This window comes from Gordonia soli NBRC 108243 (assembly GCF_000334455.1).
Taxonomy (GTDB): domain Bacteria; phylum Actinomycetota; class Actinomycetes; order Mycobacteriales; family Mycobacteriaceae; genus Gordonia; species Gordonia soli.
Genome location: NZ_BANX01000016.1, coordinates 135,586 through 160,467 on the forward strand (window position 1 = coordinate 135,586; position 24,882 = coordinate 160,467).

The 24,882-nt window shown below is 64.8% G+C and carries 28 protein-coding genes and 1 pseudogene; 11 read left to right on the forward strand and 18 right to left on the reverse strand.

Annotation, left to right across the window (positions count from 1 at the left end; genetic code table 11):
- Window positions 1–45: 45 nt before the first annotated feature.
- Entirely contained in the window at window positions 46–387 is a 342-nt protein-coding gene (gene arsC, locus GS4_RS11960) for an arsenate reductase (glutaredoxin) (protein WP_007620847.1), read from the forward strand.
- 83 nt (window positions 388–470) lie between these two features.
- On the forward strand, window positions 471–863 hold the full coding sequence (locus GS4_RS11965) for a helix-turn-helix domain-containing protein (protein WP_007620848.1): 393 nt from the start codon (window positions 471–473) through the stop codon (window positions 861–863).
- 34 nt (window positions 864–897) lie between these two features.
- Here GS4_RS11965 and GS4_RS11970 read toward each other — a convergent pair whose 3' ends face one another.
- From GS4_RS11970 to GS4_RS11990, 5 genes are all read right to left on the reverse strand, one after another.
- Window positions 898–1,503, reverse strand: a complete 606-nt coding sequence (locus tag GS4_RS11970) for a ClpP family protease (protein WP_007620850.1) — start codon at window positions 1,501–1,503, stop codon at window positions 898–900.
- Window positions 1,500–2,117, reverse strand: coding sequence for a ClpP family protease (locus GS4_RS11975; RefSeq protein WP_040510367.1), 618 nt, complete (start codon window positions 2,115–2,117; stop codon window positions 1,500–1,502). The genes GS4_RS11970 and GS4_RS11975 overlap by 4 nt, the downstream gene beginning before the upstream one ends.
- A gap of 183 nt (window positions 2,118–2,300) precedes the next feature.
- On the reverse strand, window positions 2,301–3,326 hold the full coding sequence (locus GS4_RS11980) for a hypothetical protein (protein WP_040510331.1): 1,026 nt from the start codon (window positions 3,324–3,326) through the stop codon (window positions 2,301–2,303).
- 168 nt (window positions 3,327–3,494) lie between these two features.
- Window positions 3,495–5,216 carry a dihydroxy-acid dehydratase gene (gene ilvD / locus GS4_RS11985; RefSeq protein WP_007620854.1) on the reverse strand — a complete coding sequence of 574 codons (1,722 nt, stop codon included), beginning with the start codon at window positions 5,214–5,216 and terminating at the stop codon, window positions 3,495–3,497.
- Window positions 5,217–5,329: 113 nt separating this feature from the next.
- A complete protein-coding gene (locus GS4_RS11990; protein ID WP_007620855.1) occupies window positions 5,330–5,587 on the reverse strand; it encodes a hypothetical protein in 258 nt (85 codons plus the stop codon).
- Between the two features lie 140 nt (window positions 5,588–5,727).
- Here GS4_RS11990 and GS4_RS11995 point away from each other — a divergent pair, with 140 nt between their 5' ends.
- A complete protein-coding gene (locus tag GS4_RS11995; RefSeq protein WP_007620856.1) occupies window positions 5,728–6,195 on the forward strand; it encodes a MaoC/PaaZ C-terminal domain-containing protein in 468 nt (155 codons plus the stop codon).
- Window positions 6,196–6,201: 6 nt separating this feature from the next.
- Here GS4_RS11995 and GS4_RS12000 read toward each other — a convergent pair whose 3' ends face one another.
- Together GS4_RS12000 and GS4_RS12005 are read right to left on the reverse strand one after the other, a co-directional pair.
- Window positions 6,202–6,687 carry an SRPBCC family protein gene (locus tag GS4_RS12000; protein WP_007620857.1) on the reverse strand — a complete coding sequence of 162 codons (486 nt, stop codon included), beginning with the start codon at window positions 6,685–6,687 and terminating at the stop codon, window positions 6,202–6,204.
- Window positions 6,688–6,691: 4 nt separating this feature from the next.
- A complete protein-coding gene (locus tag GS4_RS12005) occupies window positions 6,692–7,033 on the reverse strand; it encodes an ArsR/SmtB family transcription factor (protein ID WP_007620858.1) in 342 nt (113 codons plus the stop codon).
- A gap of 239 nt (window positions 7,034–7,272) precedes the next feature.
- Here GS4_RS12005 and GS4_RS12010 point away from each other — a divergent pair, with 239 nt between their 5' ends.
- On the forward strand, window positions 7,273–7,890 hold the full coding sequence (locus GS4_RS12010) for a GAF and ANTAR domain-containing protein (RefSeq protein WP_007620859.1): 618 nt from the start codon (window positions 7,273–7,275) through the stop codon (window positions 7,888–7,890).
- 9 nt (window positions 7,891–7,899) lie between these two features.
- On the opposite strand, the gene GS4_RS12015 is transcribed toward GS4_RS12010, so the two are convergent.
- Window positions 7,900–8,769 (reverse strand): alpha/beta fold hydrolase, encoded by an 870-nt coding sequence (locus tag GS4_RS12015; RefSeq protein WP_040510368.1) that lies wholly within the window; start codon window positions 8,767–8,769, stop codon window positions 7,900–7,902.
- Window positions 8,770–8,852: 83 nt separating this feature from the next.
- Here GS4_RS12015 and GS4_RS12020 point away from each other — a divergent pair, with 83 nt between their 5' ends.
- On the forward strand, window positions 8,853–9,431 hold the full coding sequence (locus tag GS4_RS12020; RefSeq protein WP_007620863.1) for a dihydrofolate reductase family protein: 579 nt from the start codon (window positions 8,853–8,855) through the stop codon (window positions 9,429–9,431).
- Window positions 9,432–9,614: 183 nt separating this feature from the next.
- Here GS4_RS12020 and GS4_RS25175 read toward each other — a convergent pair whose 3' ends face one another.
- The 6 genes from GS4_RS25175 to GS4_RS12045 form a co-directional block, all read right to left on the reverse strand.
- Window positions 9,615–9,962 carry a CGNR zinc finger domain-containing protein gene (locus GS4_RS25175; RefSeq protein ID WP_157226608.1) on the reverse strand — a complete coding sequence of 116 codons (348 nt, stop codon included), beginning with the start codon at window positions 9,960–9,962 and terminating at the stop codon, window positions 9,615–9,617.
- 357 nt (window positions 9,963–10,319) lie between these two features.
- A complete protein-coding gene (locus GS4_RS12025; RefSeq protein WP_007620866.1) occupies window positions 10,320–10,697 on the reverse strand; it encodes a VOC family protein in 378 nt (125 codons plus the stop codon).
- On the reverse strand, window positions 10,697–11,107 hold the full coding sequence (locus tag GS4_RS12030; protein ID WP_157226603.1) for a GNAT family N-acetyltransferase: 411 nt from the start codon (window positions 11,105–11,107) through the stop codon (window positions 10,697–10,699). Before GS4_RS12030 ends, GS4_RS12025 begins: the two co-directional genes overlap by 1 nt.
- 222 nt (window positions 11,108–11,329) lie before the next feature.
- Window positions 11,330–12,094 carry an alpha/beta fold hydrolase gene (locus GS4_RS12035; protein WP_007620869.1) on the reverse strand — a complete coding sequence of 255 codons (765 nt, stop codon included), beginning with the start codon at window positions 12,092–12,094 and terminating at the stop codon, window positions 11,330–11,332.
- Window positions 12,095–12,113: 19 nt separating this feature from the next.
- Entirely contained in the window at window positions 12,114–13,040 is a 927-nt protein-coding gene (locus GS4_RS12040; RefSeq protein WP_007620871.1) for a pyridoxamine 5'-phosphate oxidase family protein, read from the reverse strand.
- An 11-nt stretch (window positions 13,041–13,051) separates the two neighbouring features.
- Entirely contained in the window at window positions 13,052–13,513 is a 462-nt protein-coding gene (locus tag GS4_RS12045; RefSeq protein ID WP_007620873.1) for a VOC family protein, read from the reverse strand.
- 158 nt (window positions 13,514–13,671) lie between these two features.
- Between GS4_RS12045 and GS4_RS12050 the strand changes: the two genes are divergently transcribed.
- Window positions 13,672–14,190, forward strand: coding sequence for a CGNR zinc finger domain-containing protein (locus GS4_RS12050; protein ID WP_245555636.1), 519 nt, complete (start codon window positions 13,672–13,674; stop codon window positions 14,188–14,190).
- A gap of 71 nt (window positions 14,191–14,261) precedes the next feature.
- Window positions 14,262–15,122: an arylamine N-acetyltransferase family protein gene (locus tag GS4_RS12055; RefSeq protein ID WP_007620877.1), complete on the forward strand. Its 861-nt coding sequence runs from the start codon at window positions 14,262–14,264 to the stop codon at window positions 15,120–15,122.
- 12 nt (window positions 15,123–15,134) lie between these two features.
- Here the strand turns inward: GS4_RS12055 and GS4_RS12060 are convergent, their stop codons facing one another.
- The 4 genes and pseudogenes from GS4_RS12060 to GS4_RS26200 all read right to left on the reverse strand — a co-directional run.
- Window positions 15,135–15,878, reverse strand: a complete 744-nt coding sequence (locus tag GS4_RS12060) for an SDR family oxidoreductase (protein WP_007620879.1) — start codon at window positions 15,876–15,878, stop codon at window positions 15,135–15,137.
- A gap of 338 nt (window positions 15,879–16,216) precedes the next feature.
- Window positions 16,217–17,374 carry an FAD-dependent oxidoreductase gene (locus tag GS4_RS12065; RefSeq protein ID WP_007620880.1) on the reverse strand — a complete coding sequence of 386 codons (1,158 nt, stop codon included), beginning with the start codon at window positions 17,372–17,374 and terminating at the stop codon, window positions 16,217–16,219.
- A gap of 26 nt (window positions 17,375–17,400) precedes the next feature.
- The gene (locus GS4_RS12070) at window positions 17,401–18,030 is read right to left on the reverse strand and encodes a TetR/AcrR family transcriptional regulator (protein WP_007620882.1); all 630 of its coding nucleotides are present in this window, start codon (window positions 18,028–18,030) and stop codon (window positions 17,401–17,403) included.
- A gap of 1,032 nt (window positions 18,031–19,062) precedes the next feature.
- Window positions 19,063–19,206, reverse strand: a pseudogene (locus tag GS4_RS26200) (dihydrodipicolinate reductase); the annotation flags it as partial.
- 608 nt (window positions 19,207–19,814) lie between these two features.
- Between GS4_RS26200 and GS4_RS25600 the strand changes: the two are divergent.
- The 4 genes from GS4_RS25600 to asnB all read left to right on the forward strand — a co-directional run bounded on the left by GS4_RS25600 (window position 19,815) and on the right by asnB (window position 24,786).
- Window positions 19,815–20,132: a hypothetical protein gene (locus GS4_RS25600; RefSeq protein ID WP_007620884.1), complete on the forward strand. Its 318-nt coding sequence runs from the start codon at window positions 19,815–19,817 to the stop codon at window positions 20,130–20,132.
- On the forward strand, window positions 20,132–21,922 hold the full coding sequence (locus GS4_RS12085) for an alpha/beta hydrolase (RefSeq protein ID WP_007620886.1): 1,791 nt from the start codon (window positions 20,132–20,134) through the stop codon (window positions 21,920–21,922). Before GS4_RS25600 ends, GS4_RS12085 begins: the two co-directional genes overlap by 1 nt.
- Entirely contained in the window at window positions 21,919–22,452 is a 534-nt protein-coding gene (locus tag GS4_RS25605) for a hypothetical protein (RefSeq protein ID WP_007620887.1), read from the forward strand. The genes GS4_RS12085 and GS4_RS25605 overlap by 4 nt, the downstream gene beginning before the upstream one ends.
- Window positions 22,453–22,944: 492 nt before the next feature.
- On the forward strand, window positions 22,945–24,786 hold the full coding sequence (asnB, locus tag GS4_RS12095) for an asparagine synthase (glutamine-hydrolyzing) (protein ID WP_007620889.1): 1,842 nt from the start codon (window positions 22,945–22,947) through the stop codon (window positions 24,784–24,786).
- Window positions 24,787–24,882: the final 96 nt, after the last annotated feature.

Below are 24,882 nucleotides of genomic sequence, written 5' to 3' on the forward strand. Positions count from 1 at the left end.
TGGATCGATCGACCGACACCGATCGGTCGTCGGTACGCTGAGCCCGTGGCCGCCACCATCTATCACAATCCCCGCTGCTCGACGTCCCGCAAGGCCCTCGACGGCCTCCGTGATGCGGGCATCGAACCGACCGTCGTCAAGTATCTGGACGAGCCGTACACGCGCGCCCAACTGGAGAAGTTGTTCGCCGACGCGGGTCTGACAGCACACGAGGCCGCCCGACGCCGCGACCCGCTCTACACCGAACTCGATGTCCCTTCGCTCACCGAGGACCAACTCCTCGACGCGATGGTCGAGCATCCGATCCTCGTGGAACGTCCGTTCGTGGTGACCGACAAGGGAACCCGTCTGGCCCGGCCGCTGGCGAAGCTCGACGAGATCATCTAGCCGAGCCCCGAGCGGCGACACCGGCGTTCGGCTCACAGCGAACAGGCTCTGTCCCGGCGCACCGAGTCGGTAGCGTTCGCTCCATGGAGGGCACTCGTATCCGACCATCGCTACCGTCGAAGCGGTTGCCGGATCCCCTGTGGCGCGAGATCGTCGGCGAGATCCTCCGCCGCCACCGCAGGCTCCGCGACGAGAAGCTCGCCGACACTGCGCGTCGGGCAGGGGTGTCGGGACAGTACCTCTCCGAACTCGAACGCGGCCTCAAGGACCCGTCCTCGGAGATCCTGTCCGCGATCCTCGGCGCACTCGATCTCGGCATCGCCGACCTCACCCGTGAGGTCGCTCGTGCGCTGTCCGCTCCGCCGGTGCTGACCAGCGTCCCGACCGGTCGCTCCGCGTCCGGGCCGGACACGGCGTCGCACACCGTCCGCCGACCGTCGGCGATGCGCAGCAACGTCATCGCACTGGCTGCCTGAGCGCGGGCCGGCCGGCGCGGCCACACGAGAGCCGTCACCGCCGGACCGACTTCTCCCGACTGTCGATGATGTGGTCGGCCAGACCGTATTCCACGATCTCGTTCGCCCGCAGCACCCGGTCGCGATCGGTGTCCCGACGCAGGGTCTCCACATCCTGGCCGGTGTGCCGGCTCAGCGCGGTCTCGATCTCCGATCGCACCCGCAGGATCTCGTCGGCCGCCAGGATGAGGTCGGGGATGGTGCCACGTCCCTGTCCGGATGGCTGATGCAGCAGGACCCGCGCATGCGGGAGGACGAACCGACGGCCGCGCTCACCGGCGGCCAGCAGCAGTGCGGTGGCCGAGAACGCCTGTCCGACACAGGTCGTCGATATCGGTGCGTTGCAATACTGCAGGGTGTCGTAGAGGGCGAACGCGGCGGTCACCGATCCGCCGGGCGAGTTGATGTAGAGGGCGATCTCCTGTTCCGGGTTGTCGGAGTCGAGATGCAGGATCTGCGCTATCAGCGCATTGGCGACACCGTCATCGATCTCGGTGCCGAGGTAGAGGATTCGTTCCTCCAGTAACCGGCTGTAGACGTCCATCACCCGTTCGCCCGCCGGGCTGCGGGTGACGACGTTCGGAATCGTGTAGGTGCTCATCGCAGCGCGCTCCCCAATCCCAGCCGCGACCGGGTGTCCGGACGGATCTGGGTGATGTCGGTGACCACGGAGTCGATGAATCCGTAGTCGATGGCCTCGGTGGCGGTGAAGACGTGATCGCGCAGGGAGTCGGCGAAGACGCGTTCGATGGTCTGGCCGGTCTGCTGGGCGATGAGCTCCAGCACTGTGTCCCGCACGGCACGGAGGTCGTCGGCCTGCAGCTCGATGTCGGGCGCATAGCCACCGATCCCCGACGATCCCTGGTGCAGGAGGACTTTCGCGTGGGGCATGGCATAGCGCTTGCCCTTGGTGCCACTGCACAGCAGGAACTGTCCTGCGCTGTAGGCCATCCCGAGCGCGACGGTCGAGACGTCGTTCGGGATCAGCCGCATCGTGTCCATGATCGCGAGCATCGCCGGTACCGACCCACCCGGCGAGTTGATCCACAGGCTGATGTCGGTCACCGGGTCGGCGGTGGCGAGCAGCACGAGTTGGGAGCAGAGTCGACTCCCGTTCTCGTCGTCGAGAGCGCGGTCGAGGAGGAGGACCCGATGGGCGAGAAGCTCTTCCGCCGTCCAGGTCACCAGTGGTTCGGTCTGGGTGTCGGTGCTCATGTCCCGACTGTGCGCCGGCCGTCGCACCGACGCCATGACACGCTGCTGTGAGCAGAACGATTCTGCTCACAGCAGCGACGCCCGTCGGCTCGCGTCACGACGACGGCTGCGCAGCGGCCCCGAACTCGGCTGCGCGGTCGACGCCATCTCGCTGGCCGTCCTCAACGGGCTCATGGTTCAGGTTCAGTGGCTGATCGACCCGGAGACCGCACTGGCGGGGGACGCAGTGGTGGATGCTGCGCGGGAGTGGTCGTCCTCGACCACTCCCGATTGAGGTGTCGTGGTCGCGGAACGCGCCGACCCCACCACCGCGGCAACGCACGCGACGCAGACCGTCGCCACCACCGATCCGACGAGCAACGTGCGCGCGTCGGGATGCATGATCGATTGACCGCGCAGGGCCTGCCACAGCGTGATCGCCACGCCGGCAGCCCATCCCGTCCCCACCACAGCCACCAGTCGCGCGCGGACACGCTCATCGCGCAACCACGGAGAACGTCGTGCAGCCAGCACCAACAGTGCAGCGACGACGAGCAGCACCTGCATTGCATGCAGCCCGAGAAAGTGCGGGATGCGTAGATCACCTGCGACCGTGCTCCATCCGGCGATGGGTAGGCCGGACGAGCCGTCATTGGCGCCGAAGGTGTGACCGCCGGCCAACTCGACCAGATCGCCGTTCGCGTCACGGACCACTTGCGTCCCGGCCAGCGCGACCAGGTATCCCAAGCCCATCCCGATCACCGAGACCACCATCCCGATCCGCATCGCCACGGTGATCGCGGCATCGCCGATCCGCTGGCGCAGCAGGATGATCGCGATGGACAGGTTGGCGACGAAGAGTCCCGGCACACCGCTGGCGAAGATGATCTGTCCGTAATGGTTGATCGGGTCACCCGCGGTGTTGAAGTGGCTGAACGTACCGCGCGCCGCCTGCAACACGATGAACCCGACGTCGATGATCGCCGTGACGGCGAACAACGGAGCGAGATAGCGGGTCCACCTGCGCCCCCGGTGTGGATGGTCGAGCAGCCACGCAAGGGTCGCCGTGTACAGGGCGAAGGCGATGCCGAACTTGACCGGCTTGGTCCATACGGACACACCGAGCAGCATTCGGTCGTCGATCATCATCGCCACCAGGCCGAACACTGCAAGCAGCGCCATCAGGGTGGCCGTCGTCATCAGGACCCGTTGTGTGCGGAAGAGGCTCATGGTCGCGACGCTATGGCCGCACCCCACCGACCGTCCTCACCAGAACGAGCCAGATGCCCCCTACCTCCGGAGTAGGGGGCAGGGGTCACAGGGGGCAGGGACCGTCGCGGCTCTCGCATGACCACCGCGGCACAGGGTGAGCATCGCAGGTCAGGTGAGTACCGCAGATCAGGTGAGTACCGCACCCTCCGAGGCGGATCCGACGAGCTTCTGGTACTTCGCGAGCACACCGCGGGTGTACCTCGGCGGCAACGGCTCCCACCCCGCGCGCCGGGATTCCAACTCCGCAGCATCGACCAACACATCGAGTGTGCCCTTGCCGACGTCGAGTCGGATCTGGTCGCCGTCGCGCACGAATGCGATCGGCCCGGCGTCGACCGCTTCCGGGGCGACGTGCCCGACGCACAGTCCGGTCGTGCCGCCCGAGAAACGACCGTCGGTCAGCAGCAGCACGTCTTTGCCGAGTCCGGCACCCTTGATGGCGCCGGTGATCGCGAGCATCTCGCGCATGCCCGGACCGCCCTTGGGCCCCTCATAGCGGATCACGACGACATCGCCCGCCGTGATGGTGCCATCCTCCAGCGCGTCCATCGCGGCGCGCTCGCGCTCGAAGACGCGTGCGGTCCCGACGAACACGTCGGAGTCGAAACCCGCCGACTTCACGACTGCTCCACCAGGAGCGAGCGATCCACGCAGGATGGTGATGCCGCCGGTCGGATGGATCGGCTCGGACATCGCCCGCAGCACCTTGCCGTCGGGGTCAGGCGGCGCGATGTGGGCGAGGTTTTCCGCGATCGTCGACCCGGTGACCGTGAGGCAGTCGCCGTGGAGGAGACCGGCGTCCAGGAGGGCCTTCATCACGACGGGCACGCCCCCGATGGCGTCGACGTCGGTCATCACGTGCTGTCCGAAGGGTTTGACGTCGGCCAGGTGGGGCACGCGGGACCCCACCCGGGCGAAGTCCTCGAGGGTCAGTTCGACCTCGGCCTCGCGGGCGATCGCCAACAGATGCAGTACCGCGTTGGTCGAGCCGCCGAAGGCCATGACGACCGCGATCGCGTTCTCGAACGCTTCCCGGGTCAGGATGTCGCGCGCGGTGATCCCTCGACGAAGCAGTTCCACCACCGCTTCTCCGCTGGCCCGGGCGAATCCATCCCGCCGACGATCCGGTGCGGGCGGAGAGGCACTGCCGGGCAACGACATCCCGAGGGCTTCGGCAGCGCTGGCCATGGTGTTGGCGGTGTACATGCCACCGCACGCGCCCTCGCCCGGACAGATGGACCGCTCGATGGTGTCGACGTCCTCACGCGACATCAGGCCTCGCGAGCACGCCCCGACCGCCTCGAAGGCGTCGATGATGGTGACCTGACGCTCGGTTCCGTCCGAGAGGGTGGCGAATCCAGGGAGCGTCGAGCCGGCGTAGAGGAAGACGTTGGCGAGATCGAGTCGCGCCGCAGCCATCAACATGCCGGGCAATGACTTGTCACAGCCGGCGAGCAGGACCGAGCCGTCGAGGCGCTCGGCGCTCATCACCGTCTCGACGCTGTCGGCGATCACCTCGCGCGACACCAGCGAGAAGTGCATCCCCTCGTGGCCCATCGAGATCCCGTCCGACACCGAGATGGTGCCGAATTCCATCGGGTATCCACCTGCGGCGTGGACCCCCTCCTTGACGGCCTTCGCCAGTCGTTCCAACGAGAGGTTGCACGGTGTGATCTCGTTCCACGACGATCCGACCCCGATCTGGGACTTCACCCAGTCGTCGTCGCCCATCCCCACGGCTCGGAGCATGCCGCGTGCGGCGGTGCGCTCGAGACCGTCGGTGACGTCGCGACTTCTGGGTTTGACGTCCGGCGACGTGGAGGTGGACGGATCGTTCGGAGTCGACATGACACTCCTGACCTGGGCTACGGGTGGGCTGTCTCCATTCGAGGTTAGACCCGCGCCTTCCGGCGCCCTGCGGTCACCGGTGAATGTCGCCTCCGATGCTGCGCGCGGTCAGGTCATCGATGTTCTGTCAGCGTGAGTTTTGGCCAGGGCGGCTGTTTGTAGACCGCGGCGCTCCCGAGGGTCGCCGCGATCAGACCCGTCATCACACCGATGATCGCCACCCGACCCGAATCCGGCGACGGAGTCCAGGTGGTGCCCGTCGGGGTCACCGTGAAGATCCCGACCGCGACGGATCGGCCGCGCCACGTGGCGCGCGAGACAGGTATGACCGTGCGATCGTCGTCGATCCGGATGGGTTCGTCGTAGTCCATGTCGTCTCCTCGTCACCGTCGTATTCGAGTCATGGGGGCGTGACCGTGCCCTCCCATCGTCGGCTCCCCGCTCACCTCGCACAACCGCCACGGTCATCCGACCTGCGAAGGCTCGACCACACGGGGATACGCTGCGATCCGTGGATTACGCCGAGGACATCACCGTGGGCGAGACCCGACGGTTCGGAAAGCACTCCGTGAGCGAGGCGGAACTCGTCGACTTCGCGCGTGAGTGGGACCCGCAGTCGTTCCACATCGACCGGGCGGCTGCCGAATCGGGTGTCTACGGTGGCCTCATCGCGAGCGGCATACACACCTTGGCCATCGGGCAACGGCTCGCGGTCGACGCCGTCTACGCGCAGTGGCACGTCATCGCGGGACGACGGCTGGTCGAGGTCCGCTTCCTCCGACCGGTCCGGGTCGGCGACACACTGTCCGGTACCAACACCGTGCGCGAGGTGGCCGTCGACGACAAGGGGCGTGCCCAGGTGGCCAACGACGTCGTGCTGGTCAATCAGGCCGACAAGCCGGTGCTGTCGATGACCGTCGAGGTACTCGTGCGAGCACGCCCCGGGGCCGATACCGCACGAGGCCCACGGCTCTCGTGATGCCCGTCAGACGGCGAGCAGGTCGTCGATCTGGTTGATGGCCGACGACGCACCCTCGACGACACCCATGTCGAGGACCTTCTGCAGCCCTTCGGCCGTCTCGTACGTGCTCACGTAGGTGGCAACGGTCGTCCCGTTGTCTTCGACGAAGCTGAAGTCGTTGGTGGACACCGGCAACGACTCGATCGGGGTGAAGTCCTCGTTCGCGAAACCGTCGGCGAAGCGAAAGCCCGACGGCTCGTCGACCGAGATGATCTCCCAGTAACCGGCGAACTTCTCTCCCTCCGGGCCGGTCATGAAATACGTGACGCGGCCGCCGGGGGTGAGGTCGTGGTCGACGACGGTCGCCGGGAACTCCGGTGGTCCCCAGATCTTCTCGAGCTGGCGGGGGTCGGCGTACACCTGCCAGACCCGATCGCGCGGAGCGGCGAACTCCGCGGTGATGGTCAGTGTGAGTGCGTCGAGATCGTGTTCGACGGTCGATACGGGCATGGCGTCATTCCTTCGGTCGATGGTCGGTGGCGAGCAATTCGTCGATCCGCGCGATCCGCCCTCGCCAGACCTGTTCCAGATCGGACAGCATCGACGAGACCGCGCGCACTGCTTCGACATCCCCGGACGCGAGTTGCTCACGGCCACTGCGTCGTTTGACCAGCAGGCCCGACCGCTCGAGGACGGCGACGTGTTTCTGCACTGCGGCGAAGCTCATGTCGTATGCCGCCGCCAATGCAGAGACCGAGTGCTCGCCGGCCAGGACCCGTCGCATGATGTCGCGGCGGGTCCGATCGGAGAGCGCGTGGAACAGAGCGTCGGCTCTGTCCTCGTCTGACTCGAACACGAGCCAAACATACAACCGTTTGGTTGTATGTGCAATACCTCGTTCGCGGGTGAGCGACCTCGAGCGGAGATCTCCTGCGGTTGACAGAGATCTGAGATGATCGACAACCGCCGGGGCGGAGGACCGCGCAGGGACAGAGGAGTGAGAAGTCGGTGAACATCCACGCGGAGATCGCGCACTGGCTCGTGCAGTTCATGGGGCGTCGGACCGAGAGTTCAGTCCTGACCAGGTTCTGACGAGTGTCACCGACCACGCCATCGAGCTGCTGCCGACAGTCGATCACGCCGCAGTCACCCTCGTTCGCCGGACGCAACGATCGAACAGCGCCGCCGCCGAACTCGACTCGACTGCTGCTACCGGACCTGTCGCGTCGATTCGACGCCCTGCAGCACGAGCACGGCGACGGCCCCTGCTTCGACGCGATCTGGCAACAGCACACCGTGCGGATCGACGACTTCACCTCCGATACCCGCTGGCCCGCGCTTGCCGCCGCCGTGGTGGCCGAGACACCCATCCGATCGACACTGTCGATCCAGCTGTTCACCGCCGAGCGGGAACTCGACGCGCTCACCCTCCACTCTCAGACCGCGGCGTCGTTCGACGCCGACCTCGAGGACATCGCGACGGTGCTGGCCGCTCACGCTGCGATCGCGTTCAGCGCCGCCCGACGCGGGCAGCAATTCCACAGCGCGCTGGCCACCCGCGACATCATCGGTCAGGCCAAGGGCATGCTGATGGAGCGCTACGACATCAGCGCGTTCGGTGCATTCGACATGCTGCGGCGACTCTCGCAGGAGACCAACACCCCGGTCGTCGAGGTCGCCGAGCAACTCGTGCAGGTCGATCACCCGGAGTGACCGGCGGATTCATCTGCGCCGGTGCGCGTCGCCGCCGGTGTGGAGTAATGCAAGCCAGTCGCTGATCGCTGCGCCAACCTCGGTCGGCGCCTGCACCGGAGCGAGATGGCCGACGCCGTCGAGCACGACGACTTCGGGATCGTCGGGCAGCAACTCGCGGAGTCGGCCCGCCTGCTCGACCGGGATCCACGGATCGTCGGCACCCCACCCGACCCTCGTCCGGCACCGGACCTTCGACAGTCGATCCACCAGCGGTCGGGTGTGTTCAGGTCGGAGCGCCGCGATCTGGCGGTAGAAAGTCGTCTGCCCGACCTCGTCGATCCACGGTCGGCACAGTCGGTCGAGCCATTCATCGCTCAGCAGATGATTACCGGCCCCGGCGATGTACTCACGCACGAGAGCCGTGTGCAACGCCGCGGGTAAGCGTTCGAACACCGCGGCGTTGTCGGCGACGAGCCGAAAGAACGGCGATCCCCACGGGTCGAGAGTCACGATGTCCCAGAGGAACAGCGACTTGTACTCGCTGCCGTGCAGCAGGTGGGCGCCGAGCGCCACCGCTCCCCCGATGTCGTGCGCCACGATGTGCGGGCGGGACGCACCCCACAGGGTCTGCAGTTGCGCGAATCTGGCCATCTGCGTCGCCAGATCGAGAGGGGCACCGGGGTCAATCGAGCGTCCGTATCCGGGCATGTCCCACAGGAAGACTCGACGATCACGGCTGAGGTGGTGGGCGATGCCGGCCCAGACCTGGGCCGACCAGGGCGTTCCGTGACACATCACGACATCGTCGACAGCACCCGCCGTGGGACCGAGCACCCAGGTTGCGACGGCCACACCATCGACAGTCAGATACGTCGGCTCCGGCAGTTCGACCCCCATGGCGATCACCTTAGGTCCTCACCGATGAGTTCCGCGCGGTCGTACGGTCTCTCTCTTCGCAGACCGAACAGAGGGAGACAGCCATGACCGCGACGTACACCTTCGACATCTTTTCCAGTCTCGACGGATTCGCCGGCTACGAGAACGGCGACTGGGGTGGGTACTGGGGCAAGCAGGGCCCGGAGTTCCTCGAGCACCGGGCCGCACAGTACGAACCCGGTTCGCGGATGGTGTTCGGTGCCAACACCTATCGCGACTTCGCCGAGATGTATGCGACACACTCCGACGATTCCGAGGTCTTCGACGCGTGGGCCACCAAGATGCGCGATCTCCCCGTCACGGTGGTGTCGTCGACGCTGTCCGAGCCCCTGGACTGGCCGGGGGCGACCGTCGTGAGCGGCGATGCGGTGAAGGTGATCGGACAACTCAAGCGGGAGTCGGACGAACCGTTGCGATCACACGGCAGCCTCTCGCTGAATCGCGCACTTCTGTCGGCCGGCCTCGTCGACTACATCCAGCTGACCGTGTTCCCGGTCCTCACCGGCGAGACCGGTGTGCTCCCGGTGTTCCGGGACGTTGCCGACTTCGACCTCGAACTCGTCGCGAGCCGGGTGTTCGACGGCAACACGCAGGAGCTGACCTACCGACCCACCCTGCACTGAGAAGCTCTCAAAGCACGGCGATCGCGGAGCGTCATCGAAGACCACTGACCAGAACTGCCGCCGCCGAGCGCTCACCTGCTCGACGTCAACACGCCCGCACCGCCCAGGACCGGCACCGAACAGTGAAGCGACCACTCTGATGGAGGAGCGTGGCACCAGCTCTATCGGCCGGCGCCCATGTGATCAACGATCGGCATCCTGTTGGCGATACCGACGCACCGCCATGCGATTGCCACACGCGGGCGAGCAGTACCGTTGACGCCCGTTTCGGGAGGTGTCTGCGTAGATTCGAGGACACCCGTCTGCCGCGCATTCACCGAGTCGGTCGATACCGCGCGCAGCGAGGTGGAATGCGGTGCCTACACACAGGAGTGCGGCCAGTTGGGTGGTCGTGGATACGTTGTCGCCCCGGAAGTGGAGGTGCCAGTCCGTGCTTCCGTGGTGGTCTGTTAGCCGTGGCGGGCCCACGTAGGTGGCAATGAGCGCGTTGAGGTTGTCTGTGCGTGGGTGGGGCCATCCACTACGGGCCATGGCGTCCCACTCGTCGAGGAACTGATTGATCGGCGTGAAGTCCGCGGGGGTGGGCTGTTGCGCATCAAAGACGATCTCCGCTGCAGCGCAACGATGAACGAGGTCCGGCAGGCTGGCAGGTCGATTGTTGACTAGCCCCGCCGCGAAGCGAACAACGTCCCTACCGTCATGGTTGAAATGCACAATGCCATTACATCACGCTGGGTGCATGCCGACGATGGATTGCCCGCACGAATGGTTGACTGCCTCGACCCACAACACCAGCCTCGGCATGGTTGCATACCTGCAGTGCGGGGCTTGCGGAATGTGGCGGGTAACCGAGTCCGGGCGGCGGCGAGCATGATGCCCGAGCGGTCGTCAGAAGTACTCGTGTTCGCGGATGCACAGGTAGTAGCCGTCGGGGTCGAGGATGCGAAAGTCGCGGACGCCCCATGGGCGGTGTTGTATGTCGTCGGCCAGCGGCCAGTGCGCGGCTAGGACAGCGGCGTAGGTGGTGTCGAGATCGTCGACCTCCAGTCCGAGTTCGACGCCGATCGGTGGCCGCCGATGCGCCACCGACGTCGGGGCCGGACGTAGCGATGCTCCGATGACGACCTCACCGCACCGAAACGCCAGATACGGGTCTGTGCTGTCCCGAGCGTCGCTGATGACGGTGAAGCCCAACAGGCCCACGTAGAAGCGAGCAGACCGGTCCAGGTCAGCGGGGAAGATCTCCCACGTCGACGCCATCGCCATCAGCGCGCTCCAGTCTCCATCGTGAGAATCATGGTGTCGTTGTCGAGGGTGAATCCGGCGCGCAAGTACACGGGGATCGATTGCGGAGTTGGAGACAGCATGACTTTGCTGTAGCCGCGCTGCTCGGCGATCTGCACCGTGTTGACCAGCAACCTGTACCCGATGCCGCGTAGCCGAAATTCGGGGCGCACGTACAGGTGCCCCAAGTAGCCCCACCGGGAACTGAATGCGGCGCGAGGGCGCGGCATCCGTGTGTGCTCGGTCATACAGACCATGCCCGCAGCGGTCGAGTACTCGGAAGCGATCCAGACGGTCCGGTCGGGGTGGGTCATCCATCGGTCTACGGCAGCAGAGAATTCGGCGTTGCCGGCCCACTGCGGCACTGTCGGGTCGATCTCGCGTGTCCACATCCACCGCAGCTGCGCGACGTCGCTTGGCAGCGGGTCGTCGGTTATGCGCACACCTAGAAGTCAATCAAATCGTGGTGCGTTCGCCCAGCTTTGATAGTTCTGCACCGGGGGTTCGATGCCCAGCGCTGCGATCAGCAGGGTCGCGTCCACCGTGGTCAGACTGCCCGACACAACCTACGCAGCCGGATCATCGACAAGCCTGGTCGTCTCCGCGACTCGCGATCACGGTGCGTCCAGGAACTGCAGGATCACACTGTTCACGGCAATCGGCGCCTCGAGCGGGATGAGATGGGTGCCGGGAATGACGGCCAGCCGCGCGCCATCGATGGCATCGACGACCTCACGCGAATGGTCGAGCGTCACCTCGTCCCGATCGCCCTGGAGCACCAGCGTCGGCACTGCGATGGCACCGAGGTCTTCGATCGGGATCTCCGGCTCTGAGCCGATCATTGCCATCGTCTTGTCGAACACGATCGAGAAATGCTCCGCACCATCCGGCGACTCTTCGGCATACGCCGCTCGGAAGAACTCCATCAGGTCGGAATCCGCGGAGTCCAGCTCATCGAGGATTCCGCCGGACGCACGACCGGAGCTGTTGAAGTACTGCCCGATCAAGACCAGCCTTCGGACGAGGTCGGGACGGCGAAGTGCCACGATCGCGCCGACCACTGCTCCGTCACTCCAGCCGACGATGTCCGCGGGCGCTCCGACGATCTCGTCGAGATACACGATGGTCTCCAGCGCCATGTCCACATAATGGAACTCCGCGGTCACATCGGGGCTGCGGCCATGCCCGTGACGCTCGGGGACGTAGACCCTCCGGTCGTCGTCGACGAATGCCGGAACCTGTGCACCCCACGACGATGCGCCCGCAAACGCTCCGTGCAGCAGAACGGTCGGAGGCCCGTCACCGGTCACCTCGTGCCAGATACGGGTGTTCGGTTCCGGATGGCTGATCGTGGTGTACTCGCGAACGGTCGAGGTCACGGATCGACCGTATCCGCATTCAGATCAGCCATCCAGCGATGGGCGGGTTCGTACGGGCCAGCCCCGCCAGTGGCCAACTGCCGCCGAGCGCGGCCGGGAGTTCCACCACATGCTCGACGATGAAGTCGACCATCCGTCGGGCGCCGGGGATCTCGGCGCTACGGGTCGCCGACCAGTCGGTGACGGCGGTGCCGGTGAGCTGCAGGAGATCTCCCGACGACCAGTCGACGAACAGCAGTCCGGCACGCGGGTCCACATCCAGGTTCCCGAGGGTCTGGTACATCGAATTGCCGCGATAGTCGGGCCAACTCAGATTGCGGTCGTCGGCCACCGCGACGAAGCCGGGGTTGCCACCCCGGTGTGAGACGTCGGCTCCGGCGGTCACGTGAGCGGTGGCTATGAAGAAGGTGTCACTCGTGCGGATGAGTTCTCGATGCACCGGGTCGAGTCGATCGAGATGACGAACGGCCCCTGGCCCCGGAACACCGCCGGGAGGTGCCTCGACGCGGTCCCGATCGCTGATGTACTTGGGGCAGTTGGAATAGACCTGATCGGTCGTGATCTGCACGCCGTCGTCAGTAGAACGCCCTCGTCCGTTGATTCGCATCCGTCGTCGCGACGCGAACTCGATGGCCAGCAGGCCCAGATCATGCGTGCCGGAAGCAAGTGACCCGGCGAGCACGTCCCCCTCCGGCGGCACCGCGCCGATGCGCACACTGCGTGGGTCGGACACGGAGATGAACCCTGCAGGGCCACTGAGGACGCTCGCCCACACGGAACCCCGCGGGTCGCGGTGGCCAATGAACAGCAGCCTCTGCTGCTCGAGGAAGTCGGCAGCGACATCGGGGATCTCGGCGCCGACGAGGCCACGGCCGACCTTGACCGCGACCTCGTGTTCGCCGGCCCGCTCCTGAACGCGCAGTTCACCGTCATGGAAGATCGCCATCGCCGGTCAACTCAAAAGAAGCCACAGGTGGGCGCCTCACCGGACGGCGCAGGTGCGGTCTCGTCCACGCCCGTCGGTGTGAACACCTCCAACCGGGTCCCGTCGGGGTCGTCGAAAAAAATGGCACCAGACGACGCGCCCTCCCCGTGGACCACGACACCGTCGAAATGCACTGTTCCGCCCAACTCCCGAACCCGCGACTCGATCGCTCGAACCGCCTCGACGTCACCGACCTGGAACGACAGGTGATGGAGCCCCGGCCCGGCGGGGTCGAACCGTCCCGAACTCTGCTGCCACAGCGTGACGAGCAGTGCTCCATCGTCACCGAGGAACGCCCAGCGCCGATCGGGGTCCGTCCCCTCACCCTGCACATCCCACCCGAACACCTGTCGGTAGAACGCGGTCGAACGGTCGATGTCGGTCACGTTCAGACCCACGTGGCCGGTGATGAGGCGAGGCGTGGTCGTCGTCATGGAGGCTCCTTGGTCGCATTGCTGGATATTCTGTCGTTTTGATGTTAGACAGTTACATGCTGATCGGTCAAGCAACAAGGCCCAGCTGTGCGCTAGGTTTCGAATCGTCAGCCAAGGCGAAGTGCCACTCAATGCCGAACGACGGTTACACTCGAACCGTGTTGAATCGGCCGCTGACAGGAGAACCGCTGCCGCTCGATCTCGCCAACACGCAGTGGGTCATCTCGGGCGAGCCGCACGACGCCCTGACCGACCCTGACTTCGTCCGGTCGTGGATGGCCGACCACGGTCGTCCAGACGTCGCGGATCTCCACCGCGCGACCCGTGCCCTGGTGTCCGCGCGGGCCGCTATCAGGACCGTTCTGCCACGTCCGACCGAGGCATCGGCCTACGACGCCTTCAACTCGTTGCTCGCTCGTGGACATCTGCGCGAACGCGTGGACGCAGACGGGGTGAGCACAGTCGTCGAGGTGGACGACCCCGACGAGTGGCTGGCGTGGAAGGCAGCACACGACTTGATCGTCCTGCTGAACGACCGACCACATCGGATAAAACCCTGCGGCGGCTGCGTCTTGTGGTTCTTCGACAACACCCGGAGCGGCACCCGACGCTGGTGCTCGATGGAGGCCTGCGGAAACCGCGCGAAGGTCCGTCGCCATCGGGCCCTGCACGACTAGACGCGCCGCGAATCTTCGCTGTCGGCGAAAGTCCTTGACTTCACCCGCACGTGAAGTCCGACGATGGGAAGATGAGCCCACGCGAGGATCTCGTCGAACCCACCGAATCCGCGATCGATCTCGACGCCTATCTCGCACGGATCGGCCATCGTGAACCGGTCGCGCCGACGGCGGAGACGCTGCGCACCGTTGTCGAGGCACACACCCGGACCATCCCGTTCGAGAACATCGACCCGCTGCTCGGTGTCCCCGTCGCAGACCTCGGCGTCGACGCCCTCACCGACAAGCTCGTCCGGCGCCGACGCGGTGGCTTCTGTTACGAACACAACGGGCTGATGCGTTACGTTCTCGACGAGATCGGTTTCGGTGTACGGCATCTCGGCGGGCGAGTGGTGTGGATGCTCGATGACGACGCCCCGCTACCGGCCCGCACACACAACGTCCTGGCGGTGACCGTTCCAGACTCCGACGACGAGTATCTGGTCGACGTCGGTTTCGGCGGCCAGACGCTACCCTCCCCCATCCGTTTCGTCATCGACGAGGAGCAGTCCACACGCCTCGAGCCCTACCGGATCTCGTCCTTCGGCAACGGATTGGCTCTCGAAGCACTCATCCGCGACACCTGGCGCCCGCTGTACCACTTCTCCCCCGACACCGTCCCACGGATCGACCGTGAGGTGGGCAGTTGGTACGTGTCCACCCACCCCCGGTCGGTCTTCGTCGTCGGCCTCACCGCCGCACTCGTCGCCGAGGACGAACGCTGGAACCTGCGCGGCCGCAACGTGTCCGTCCACCACCGCGACGGCACGTCGACCAAGAAACGGCTGGACTCGGCAGCGGAGGTCGTCGAACTCCTCGAAGACCGCTTCGGGATCGATGTCGCCACTCTCGACGGACTCGAGAAGCGGGTCAACGAGGTGCTGGATTCGTAAGCCTGCGCCGTATCAGGATCCCTGCTGCGTGAGCCATTCTTCGAAAGTCTGGATTCCGCGCGGCCCGTCGCCCTGTGGCAGCAGCTTGCCGTCACGCATCCCACGCCCCGCGGCCCCGGGCATGGGGATCGGGACGACCAGACGGCGAGAACCGCGGGCCCGCAGGAGACGACGGGCCAACTCCGGCTGATGTCGGGGGCGCGGTCCGGCGAGCTCCGGAGCCATCCCCACCGGCTCCGAGGTCGCGGCGCTGATCAATGCATCCGCGACCTCGGCGACTGCGATGGGCTGGCTGAGCATCGTCGGGATCACCGCGATCGGCCCTGGCACCAATCCGAGGAGCTGATCGGTGAACTCATGGAACTGCGCGGCACGCAAGATCGTCCACGGCACACCGGATTCCCGCGCGATTCGTTCCTGTGCACGCTTTCCCGCGTAGTACCCGGTGTCGACGTCATCGATCCCGATGATGGATAGCGTCACCAGATGTCGGACACCCGCACGACTCGCAGCGGCCGTCAGATTCCGGCCGGCGGTCTCGAAGAACTCCACCGCCTTCGGGCGGGACTGGGTCACGATGTTGCTGACGTCGATGACCGCGTCGACCCCTGCCAGCGCGTCGTCGATTCCGGTCCCGGCGACGAGATCCACACCGGCCGAACGTGCCAACACCACCGGTTGATGTCCCTGAGATCCCAGTCGGTCGACGACATGTCGACCGGTCAGACCGGTACCGCCGGCAACGGCAATCCTCATCGTGGGCTCCTTCGCAGTCCGTGCTCCGATTATCGCCGCATCTGCGAACTGCGTCGAGCGACTTCGTTGCAGTGAGTCTGTCCAGCCTGTCGCTGGGCATCCTCGGTACCTAGAGCCATCGGTCGTCATACACCGCGACTGCGAGGGCCCCCGACTCTCCGACGTCATCTCGGACGTGGTGCATGTCGCTCCGAAAGACGTGACAGCGGCCAGATCAGACCACTCGCCTAGTCGTCTGATTCGGGATCGGGCGACGACGCCACTTCCCGGACTGGCCCATCGGGGCAGGTGACTGGTGGCGTCGTCCCGACGACCGGGTTTCATCTGCGAGGCTGTCGTTACGTCCGATTGGCGTCTTCGGTAACAGCCGCTGCTGCGACAACCGCGCTGTTGATGGAGATCTCGCCCCGCATGCCGGGGGCGGCGACCATGTCTCCGACGAGATATACCCCGTCACCGCGGTCGATGGCTGGTCGGTCGCGCCACGTCTGTCCCGGCAAGTCCAGCGCGCCCGTGCGGTTCTTCGCGATCGCGGTGCGATGCCAGGTTGCGCGATCTTGCCAGTTCGGTAGTGCCTGTTCGGCAAACCCAGCAAGTCGCCGATGGGCGCTGGCGTGGGCTTCACCCATACGGACCGGCATCTGCAACTGAAAGAGAGCCTCGCCCGGCGGAGCTACCGATTCATCCTGCATGCTGTAGCTCTCGTGAAATCCGCCTTCGTCGAGGTCGAAGACGAGATTGGCGTCGTGGCGGTCACGAGGGATCGCCACGTCGAGCAGTGCGGCGTGACCGCTGGTCCAGTCAAGAGTGTCATCGCCGAGCAGCCGACGTGCGGCAGACAGTTCGGTGGCCACAATCACTGGGCCGTCGCTCGGTAACGAATCCACTCGCGTCCCAGTGTGCAGCTCCACGCCAAGTTCTTTGGCCTGCTGCTGCATCCGATTGATCACCATCTGCCAGCCGCCCTGCACCCACCGAATCGCCGGCACGTTGGGACCGAAGACTCTTTGAAACAGCTCCCACACGAACGCAGCCGACAGACGACCAGTGTCGGCGTCATAGGTGACCACTGCGATGGCGTTGGCCATCTGGCGGGCGGTATCGTCCCCCCACCGGTCAGATGCCCAGCTATGGAAATCGATATCGCTTGGCGCCGTGAGCCACTTGCGTGCTTGGGCGCGCAGCATCGAATACGGCGGTAATGCACGGACACGCCCGTCGGCACGGAAGTGTAGGAGCGTGACCATGTTCGGCAGGCTTGGCCACCCCACCCCTTGGACAAAGCCACGCTTTTTCAGCCACGAGTAATGCGGCCCGTCGGCATAGAAGACATGGGCGCCTTCGTGAGCCACGTATTGTCCGGTGGTGGCGCGGCCGCGACCACCCAGCCGATCATGGGCCTCGTACAAGCGAACTGGCGCGCCCGATTCTGCGCAGGCGATCGCAGCGGTCAGCCCGGCCAGGCCGCCTCCTATGACGGTGATGGGATGTGCCACAGTTTCCTCTCCTTCGATTGGGTAGATCAGGGTTGTGGCGTCAAACGCGCGGCAATCGTGGCTGCAAGAGTGCGCAGGTACCGTTCAGTGCCGATTCCGGAGGGGTGGAGTCCGCCGTATGCGTCGCTCTCCACCCAGAACTGACTTACCGCGCTGAGCACCACAGTCGCCAGAGCGTCCCAGTCCTGCTCCGCTGGGTGGGGGCCGGCCAGTTCGGCCAGGCCGCGAGAGATCGCGCTGAGCGCTTGTAGAAATTCGTTGCGCCGAAACACTTCCAGCACATCAGATGGGATGGAGTTATCTCGGAAGAGAATGCGCGTGACGTCCCTGTCGTGTTCCAGGCGACCGAGTCCCACCTGGCACAACAGTGTGATCGTGTCGACAAGATCGGCATCCGGCGCAATCTGAGCCATGAGTTCGGTGACGGAAAAGTCGGGGTCGAAATACTGCGCCCATTCACCACGGTCGGCCAGCGTCTCTCCGACCGCCTCGTACAGCAGTTGATCCTTGGATCGGAAGTGTCGATACAGCGATCCCGATCCGGGTGACAGCCCGGCAGCGTCCTCGATCTGCGCGATGGTCGTGGCGGCATAGCCGCGCTCCCCGAACAGACGTAACGCTTCGGTGATGATCCTCTGCCGCGTGGTCGTCGGCACCTCACACCTCCTCGATGCAAGCAAGTACTTGCTTGCATCGAGGCTGCCACGGACTGGCGGTGCGCGCAAGCATCGTGGTGTCGTGAAGAACAAAATCAGCCCAATGAGTCGATTCGAGCCGGAACAGCTGAGCACGCGTCTTCCAGATTGCGCCGGGGCATTCGCATTTCACGTCGTCGGGCAGCATCGCGTGCAGGCCGAGACCCATGCCGGATCGAGCCTCACGCACTTCGGATGCCAAGCGGCGCGGAACGTTACACCCGCATAGACCGCGGTGCAGCGGCAAGGCCAACAGCAAGTATCTGGTCGTATTCGAGAACGACGCCGGAATCCACCGTCGCACCAGTCAGGGGGATCTTCTACAGCCTCCGCCAACACACCCTCTCGTACGGCAAGGTCGTCTTGGTCCAGGACGAATCGTGCACATCAACCATTCACGCCTTGGCCTGTCAGGAGTCACGTGGATGAATGACCTGCACCGACGCCAATCTCACCATCGGCTGACTGGCCGCAATTCCGGCGACGGAAGGAGACCCGACCGACATCGCCGGAGCCGCAACTGAAGGAAGATTTCGACCAAGGGGGAGACTGTGAACGAATTCGGACTCTCGACAAGTGCCGGAACACTGACTGCAGCTTGGTTACCATCCACGCCGACTATCGCTCCGCCCGCACCACCGCCATCGGTACCGTTCGCGCAACCCGGCGCCGTACGGGATGGCCAACGCTCGCCGCCCATCCGATGCGTTGCGCGGTGACCGATGCGGAAAGCAGCCTCGTGACTGATGGCACCTCGCGACTGATGGCCCTGGAGACTGGTGGCGCTGTTGGCGGTAAGAGGGACTGCCAGACTGCGGGAGAATGAACTTCCGATAGAGAATCGGAAGTTTGCGATGAGAAGCGACAGTGGTGTCGGTTCTCAACGCATTCTTCCAACGCCGTCCGGTTCGACCTGCGATTGGAAGCCACAGCGTCTCGCCAGCTCGGACAGAAATTCTCATATGCGGCTTCCAATCGCGGCCTCAGCGCTGGGAAACGCCGGGCGAACGGACGCAGCGGTAGATCGGCGCTGGTGATGATCCCCAAGCGAGCCTCGTAGTCGGATCGGATCGAGTTGATGACCGGGAAGGCCGTCACCGTCTTGCCGATCGATGCGAAGTCGCTCGGATTCTCAAGCAACCAAGATCGTCCTGCGCCTCGGCCGGTAAGTCGCGCACGTCGTCGAGCGCGCTGCCGACCCAGCGGGTCGGTTCCTCCTCACCTGGCTCTCCGGAACCGCTGTATATCAACACTGATACGTGACGGGCCCTGCTCGTCTCGCGCCGGCCGGGCGCACTGGGACTTGCCTCAGCTATCTGCCACCAGTCCCGCCACCTTGTCATCCGACAACTGAACTCGATCTTCGACAAACTGGGGCTCGCGAACATCACCAACCTCGGCCGGCGTCATGGGCGTCGTCGCATACCTGAGACACTGAGTCGCCGGTACTCTCCGGCAGACCGTCGGCGAAGCGACCGCGGTGCCCGCGCTGTCGCGAACCAGAGCGCACTACGCAACAAGCTCGCAGGCTGCCAGTCCCAGGGACAGCTCCCCATTGTGAAACACGCGTGCCCTTTCGCAGATACGAGGCATCTAGCGATCTAGCTCCGACCGGAGTTGCCGACATCGCTGCTCCGCCAGGGTTCATCCGTTTGAACTAAATAGTCCGAACCCGCGAGGGCTCAGTTGCGTCAAACCAACGGTTCGTAGGAATCTTTGACCATGTCGCTTTGAGGGGAGGCAGAATGCCACCGGGACCACGACCGCCGGCGCCGACAAAGTTCGGCATCGACGGTGAACAGATCACCGCAACCGCTAACACATGGAGCGCACAGGGGCGTGACGTCACCGCTATTAGCCTGGCGGCGATGTCCAGTGTGATCGGCTCGTCGAGCAAGGTCATGGACGAACTCCGCGCTACGCCGGCCGCAGCTCAGCCCACGGTGCGATCGATTGGTTCACGTCTGACGACGATGGGCGCGAACCTCCAGAAGTTCAAAGGCCAGGTCGAGCAAGACGATCAAACCTCAGCGACGAAGTTCCGCAACCTACCGAGCCGCTGATGCCACCAACCATCTCAACGCTACGAGGATGGAACCCCCACACCATCACCGCTGCGGGGGACGCAGCACAAACTGCGGCAAGCACACTCGACGGCGCCCTCGATGCCGTCGTACGCGCTATGGACTCAGCTGAGGACTGGCACGGGCAGACCCACGATGCCGCGGGCACCAAAGTCAACCAGGAACGCGACCACGCCGATGAAGTCCGCAACGTCCTCAACCAGATCGCCGATGAAGCCAAAGACGCCGCACAGGACCTCACGCACTCGCGAGAGTTCGTTCTCCGCGAAGTCGACGGCGCCATAGCTGGCGGCTTCACCGTCTCCGACACCGGCGACGTCACACACCCCGACGACGACAAAGCCGACACTGCAAAAACGCTGCAAGCCAGCATCAAGAACGGCCTGAACGTCATCGGACAGTTCGACCAGGACTACGGAACACGCATCGCCAACCTCAAGGGCGATCTCGCCGCCATGGTCAACGGCCAACCCGACGTGACCTTGCCCGACGGGACCAAAGCCGACCCCGACGACGTAGTCGACCGACTCAAGACCATGCACCCGACACAGGTACGCAACTTCCTCGCGAAGATGACCGACGACGACGTACGCCGCCTCGTGCAAGCCGATCCACACACCATGGGCAACCTCAACGGAGTCCCGTTCCCGGTACGCGCAAACGCCAACGAAATCAGCATCCGCAACGCACTGGCCGACGAACGCCAAGCAGGCAACGGCAACAGCCCACGCGCACAGATGCTCGAAGCAATGCTCAAACAGAAGAACGACCCACGCGTCGCCGGAGACCGCGACAACGACTTCGGCAAAGACAGCCCCGACGACCACATGGTCGAGCGACAGTTCATCTCATTCGAGAACACCAAGAACGGTCGATTCATCGAGATGATCGGCAACTACGGACCCGGCACCCGTAACGCAACCGTCTACGTCCCCGGCACCGGGTCCAACCTCAACGGCAGCGGCGTCAACTACAACGCCGCCTGGGACCTCGCACACGAGACACGAGGACCCGTGTTCGTGTACATGGACGGCGACCTCCCCCAGAAGATGGGCTACGAAGGCTGGCCCAACTTTCTGGGTGGAGTCAACACGGCCACCGTCACCGGCTTCGCAGCATCTCTCGACGGCTCCGCAGTCGATCCCGACTTCGCCCGCGATATGGCACCACGCCTAGTCGGCTTCGGCAAGGAACTCGACATCGAACTAGCCGAGCACGCCCCCGGCGCACAAACCACTTTCATCGGACACTCCTACGGCGGATCTGTCGTCGGCTCCGCCGAACAACTGGGTCTGCGCGCAGACAAAGTCATCTATGCATCCTCGGCCGGCACCGGAGTATTCGACGGCCCATGGCACAACCCGAACCCCAACGTGCAACGCTTCTCCCTCACCGCCCCAGGAGATCTCATCCAATACGTCCAAGGCATACCCGGCAGCCCCCACGGCGGCGACCCCGACGTGCTTCCCGGCGTCACACGCTTGGACACCGGCTACTACGACCGTGACAATGCAGCACACCCCGGAGGACTTGTCGAAGGCCCATCCGGCCACGGCGACTACTGGAACGACAAACGATCCACCGCATTTCAGAACATGGTCAAAGCCATCAACGATGATCACCCCACCCCCTATGTCCACCGAGAAGACGACCGCCCCACCGACGATGCAGTCGCGGCCGCAGGCGACTACGCAAAGTTCCAACTGCGAGTTCTGGGCGGCATGCTCATTCCCGGCGCCGACATCCCGTTGAGGCTGTGGAACCGATGAAACATCGCGCAACTGGGCTGCTTTCAGCGTCAATCGCAGCGCTCGCGCTCGTTTCCGCGTGCGGCGGTGACGACGAGCTTCACGTAGCCGACATCTCCAAAGACCAAGCGTGGCACACCGTCAACACAAATCTCCACAGCGTCCTACCCGACTGGCCGACCAACACCCCCTTCCCTGAAGACGACCCCACCGGCCCACTCAACGGGCTCAAGGGATGCAAATCCGAGCCGCCGTCATACATGGCCAGCGGCCCTCCGTGGAGTGTCCGCGTCGAAGCGACGCTCAGCACCCCGACGGCCTCCGAGAAGGACGAGATCAACCGCGGACTCGATACCCTGCTAACGCAAGGATTCACCGAGATGCCGGGAAATGACACAACCGAACCCGACGAACGGGCCGTCACCAACACCGACAAGTACGTCGTATCGGTGAACATCAGCTCGAACACCGGCTCCCCGGAATACTCCGTCAGCTCGAGCTCACCATGCATCCGTTTTCCCGGCGACGACAAGTACCAGATAGGTAGATGACGGGGCCGCGTCCCTCAGCACACTCGACTGCAACGAGAAACCCGACCGTCGCGACCCGAGTGTCATCGGTGAGCACAACGTCGACTGTCAGACGCGCCAGGATGTCGTGAAGAGTGTCGGCCGTCCCAAGTGCCTAAAGCACGTTGTATTGGTGTAGCCGAAGACGGTTCGAGACCGACCGGCGCTCCGCACGCCTCGCACGTCCGGCCCGAACGCATCACATCGCTATCGATCAAGTCTCGGACGTATTCACAGCTCTGATCGTCGTGGCTCATCTCGTTGTCGAGGTGGGTGTTCTCGGTGTGTCGCCTCACGCGGATGCGCCGGCCCATAACCGGTCGGGCTGTTTGCCAGTGCGAACGACTGGAACTTGCGATGGAGAACCGATAAGAAGCGACAGTGGCATCGACCACCGTTCTGGCACACCTCCCCGATCCGTGTTAGAACCGTGTTACGGCTTTATTTAGCTTGTCTAACTAAATGGGAGGCGTCATGTGCGGTATCACCGGCTGGGTCGGATTCGACTCGGACATAAGGGGACAACGCGACATCCTGGACGCGATGACGGCCACGATGGCCGACCGCGGACCTGATGATTCGGGCACGTATCTCGACGACCACGTAGGGCTCGGCCATCGCCGACTGGCGATCATCGACCTACCAGGCGGGCATCAACCGATCACCGTGCACACCGATGCCGGCGACGTGGTGATCGTCTACAGCGGCGAGACCTACAACTTCGAGGAATTGCGCACCGAACTCCGCAGCGCCGGAGAGCACTTCGAGACCGAGAGCGACACCGAGGTGGTCCTGCGCGGCTACCTGCACTGGGGTAGCGCGATCGTCGACAAGCTGAACGGCATGTACGCCTTCGCGATCTGGGACGGCCGCACCGACGAGCTGATCATGGTGCGGGATCGACTGGGCATCAAGCCCTTCTACTTCGCCCGCACGTCGGACGGTGTGGTGTTCGGCTCGGAGCCGAAGGCGATCCTGGCCAACCCGCGGGTTCCGCGCGAGGTCGATGCCGACGGATTCCGCGAACTGTTCGCGATGACCAAGGCGCCGGGGTGGGCTCTCTGGAAGCACATCCGCGAGGTGGAACCGGGAACGATCGTCACCGTGCGCCGCGACGGCGTCGACACCCGGACCTACTGGTCGTTGCCGGTGCGCGGGCACACCGACGACCAGGAGACCACGGTCGCGCACGTCCGAGAACTGCTCACCGACATCGTCGAGCGTCAGCTGGTCGCCGACGTCCCGCGGTGCGTGCTGCTCTCCGGCGGGCTGGATTCCAGCGCGCTGACCGGACTCGCGGCCGCCAAGCTCGGCTCCGAGGGGCAGAACGTCCACAGCTACGCGGTCGACTTCGTCGACCAGGAGTCGCAATTCCGGCCGGACGAGATGCGGGACACCCCCGATTCCCCCTTCGTTCGAGATGTTGCCGCGCACGTGAACTCGATGCACCGGGACGTGGTCCTGGACTCGGCCGACCTCTCCGATCCGGCGGTGCGCCGTGCCGTCATCGGCGCCCGGGACATCCCGGCCGGGCTCGGCGACATGGACACCTCGCTCTACCTGTTGTTCAAGGCGATCCGAAGCGAGTCGACCGTGGCGCTGTCGGGCGAGTCGGCCGACGAGGTGTTCGGCGGGTACCGGTGGTTCTTCGATGCCGACTCGACGACGTCGAAGACGTTCCCCTGGCTGGCTTTCCAGTCGGCGATCTCCAAGGACCGGTTCGGACTGCTGAACGACGGACTTGCCAGCACCCTCGACTTCCCCGGTTACATCGACGACCAGTACTCGACCGCCGTCAACGCGATCCCCACCGTCGAGGGCGAGACGGAGCAGGAGCGTCAGATGCGCATCATCTGTCACCTCCACCTGACCCGATTCGTCCGGATGCTGTTGGACCGCAAGGATCGTGCGTCGATGGCCGTCGGACTCGAGGTGCGGGTGCCGTTCTGTGACCACCGGCTGGTCGAGTACGTCTACAACACGCCGTGGGGCCTCAAGACATTCGACGGTCGGGAGAAGAGCATCCTGCGTAAAGCCACCGAACACGTGCTCCCGCAGTCGGTGATCGACCGCACGAAGAGCCCGTACCCGTCGACGCAGGACCTGAAATACACGGAGTCGCTGCAGCAGCAGGTCGCCGACGTGCTCGCCGAGCGCGACCATTCGGTGTTCGACATCGTCGACCGTCAACGTGTCCGTGACCTGCTGACGCCCCCTGCGAGTGAGATCGCGTCGGAGCAGCGCAACCAGATGGATCGGGTCCTCGACCTGTACCACTGGATCGACATGTATTCGCCCGAGCTCCAGCTGGCGTGACCGTGTCGTCCGGTTGACGACCTCTGCCGCCGAACGGGTCGGCGTGCATCATGCACGTCGCTCCGATCGGCGGCAGTTGCTGTCGGGGGCCTGGCT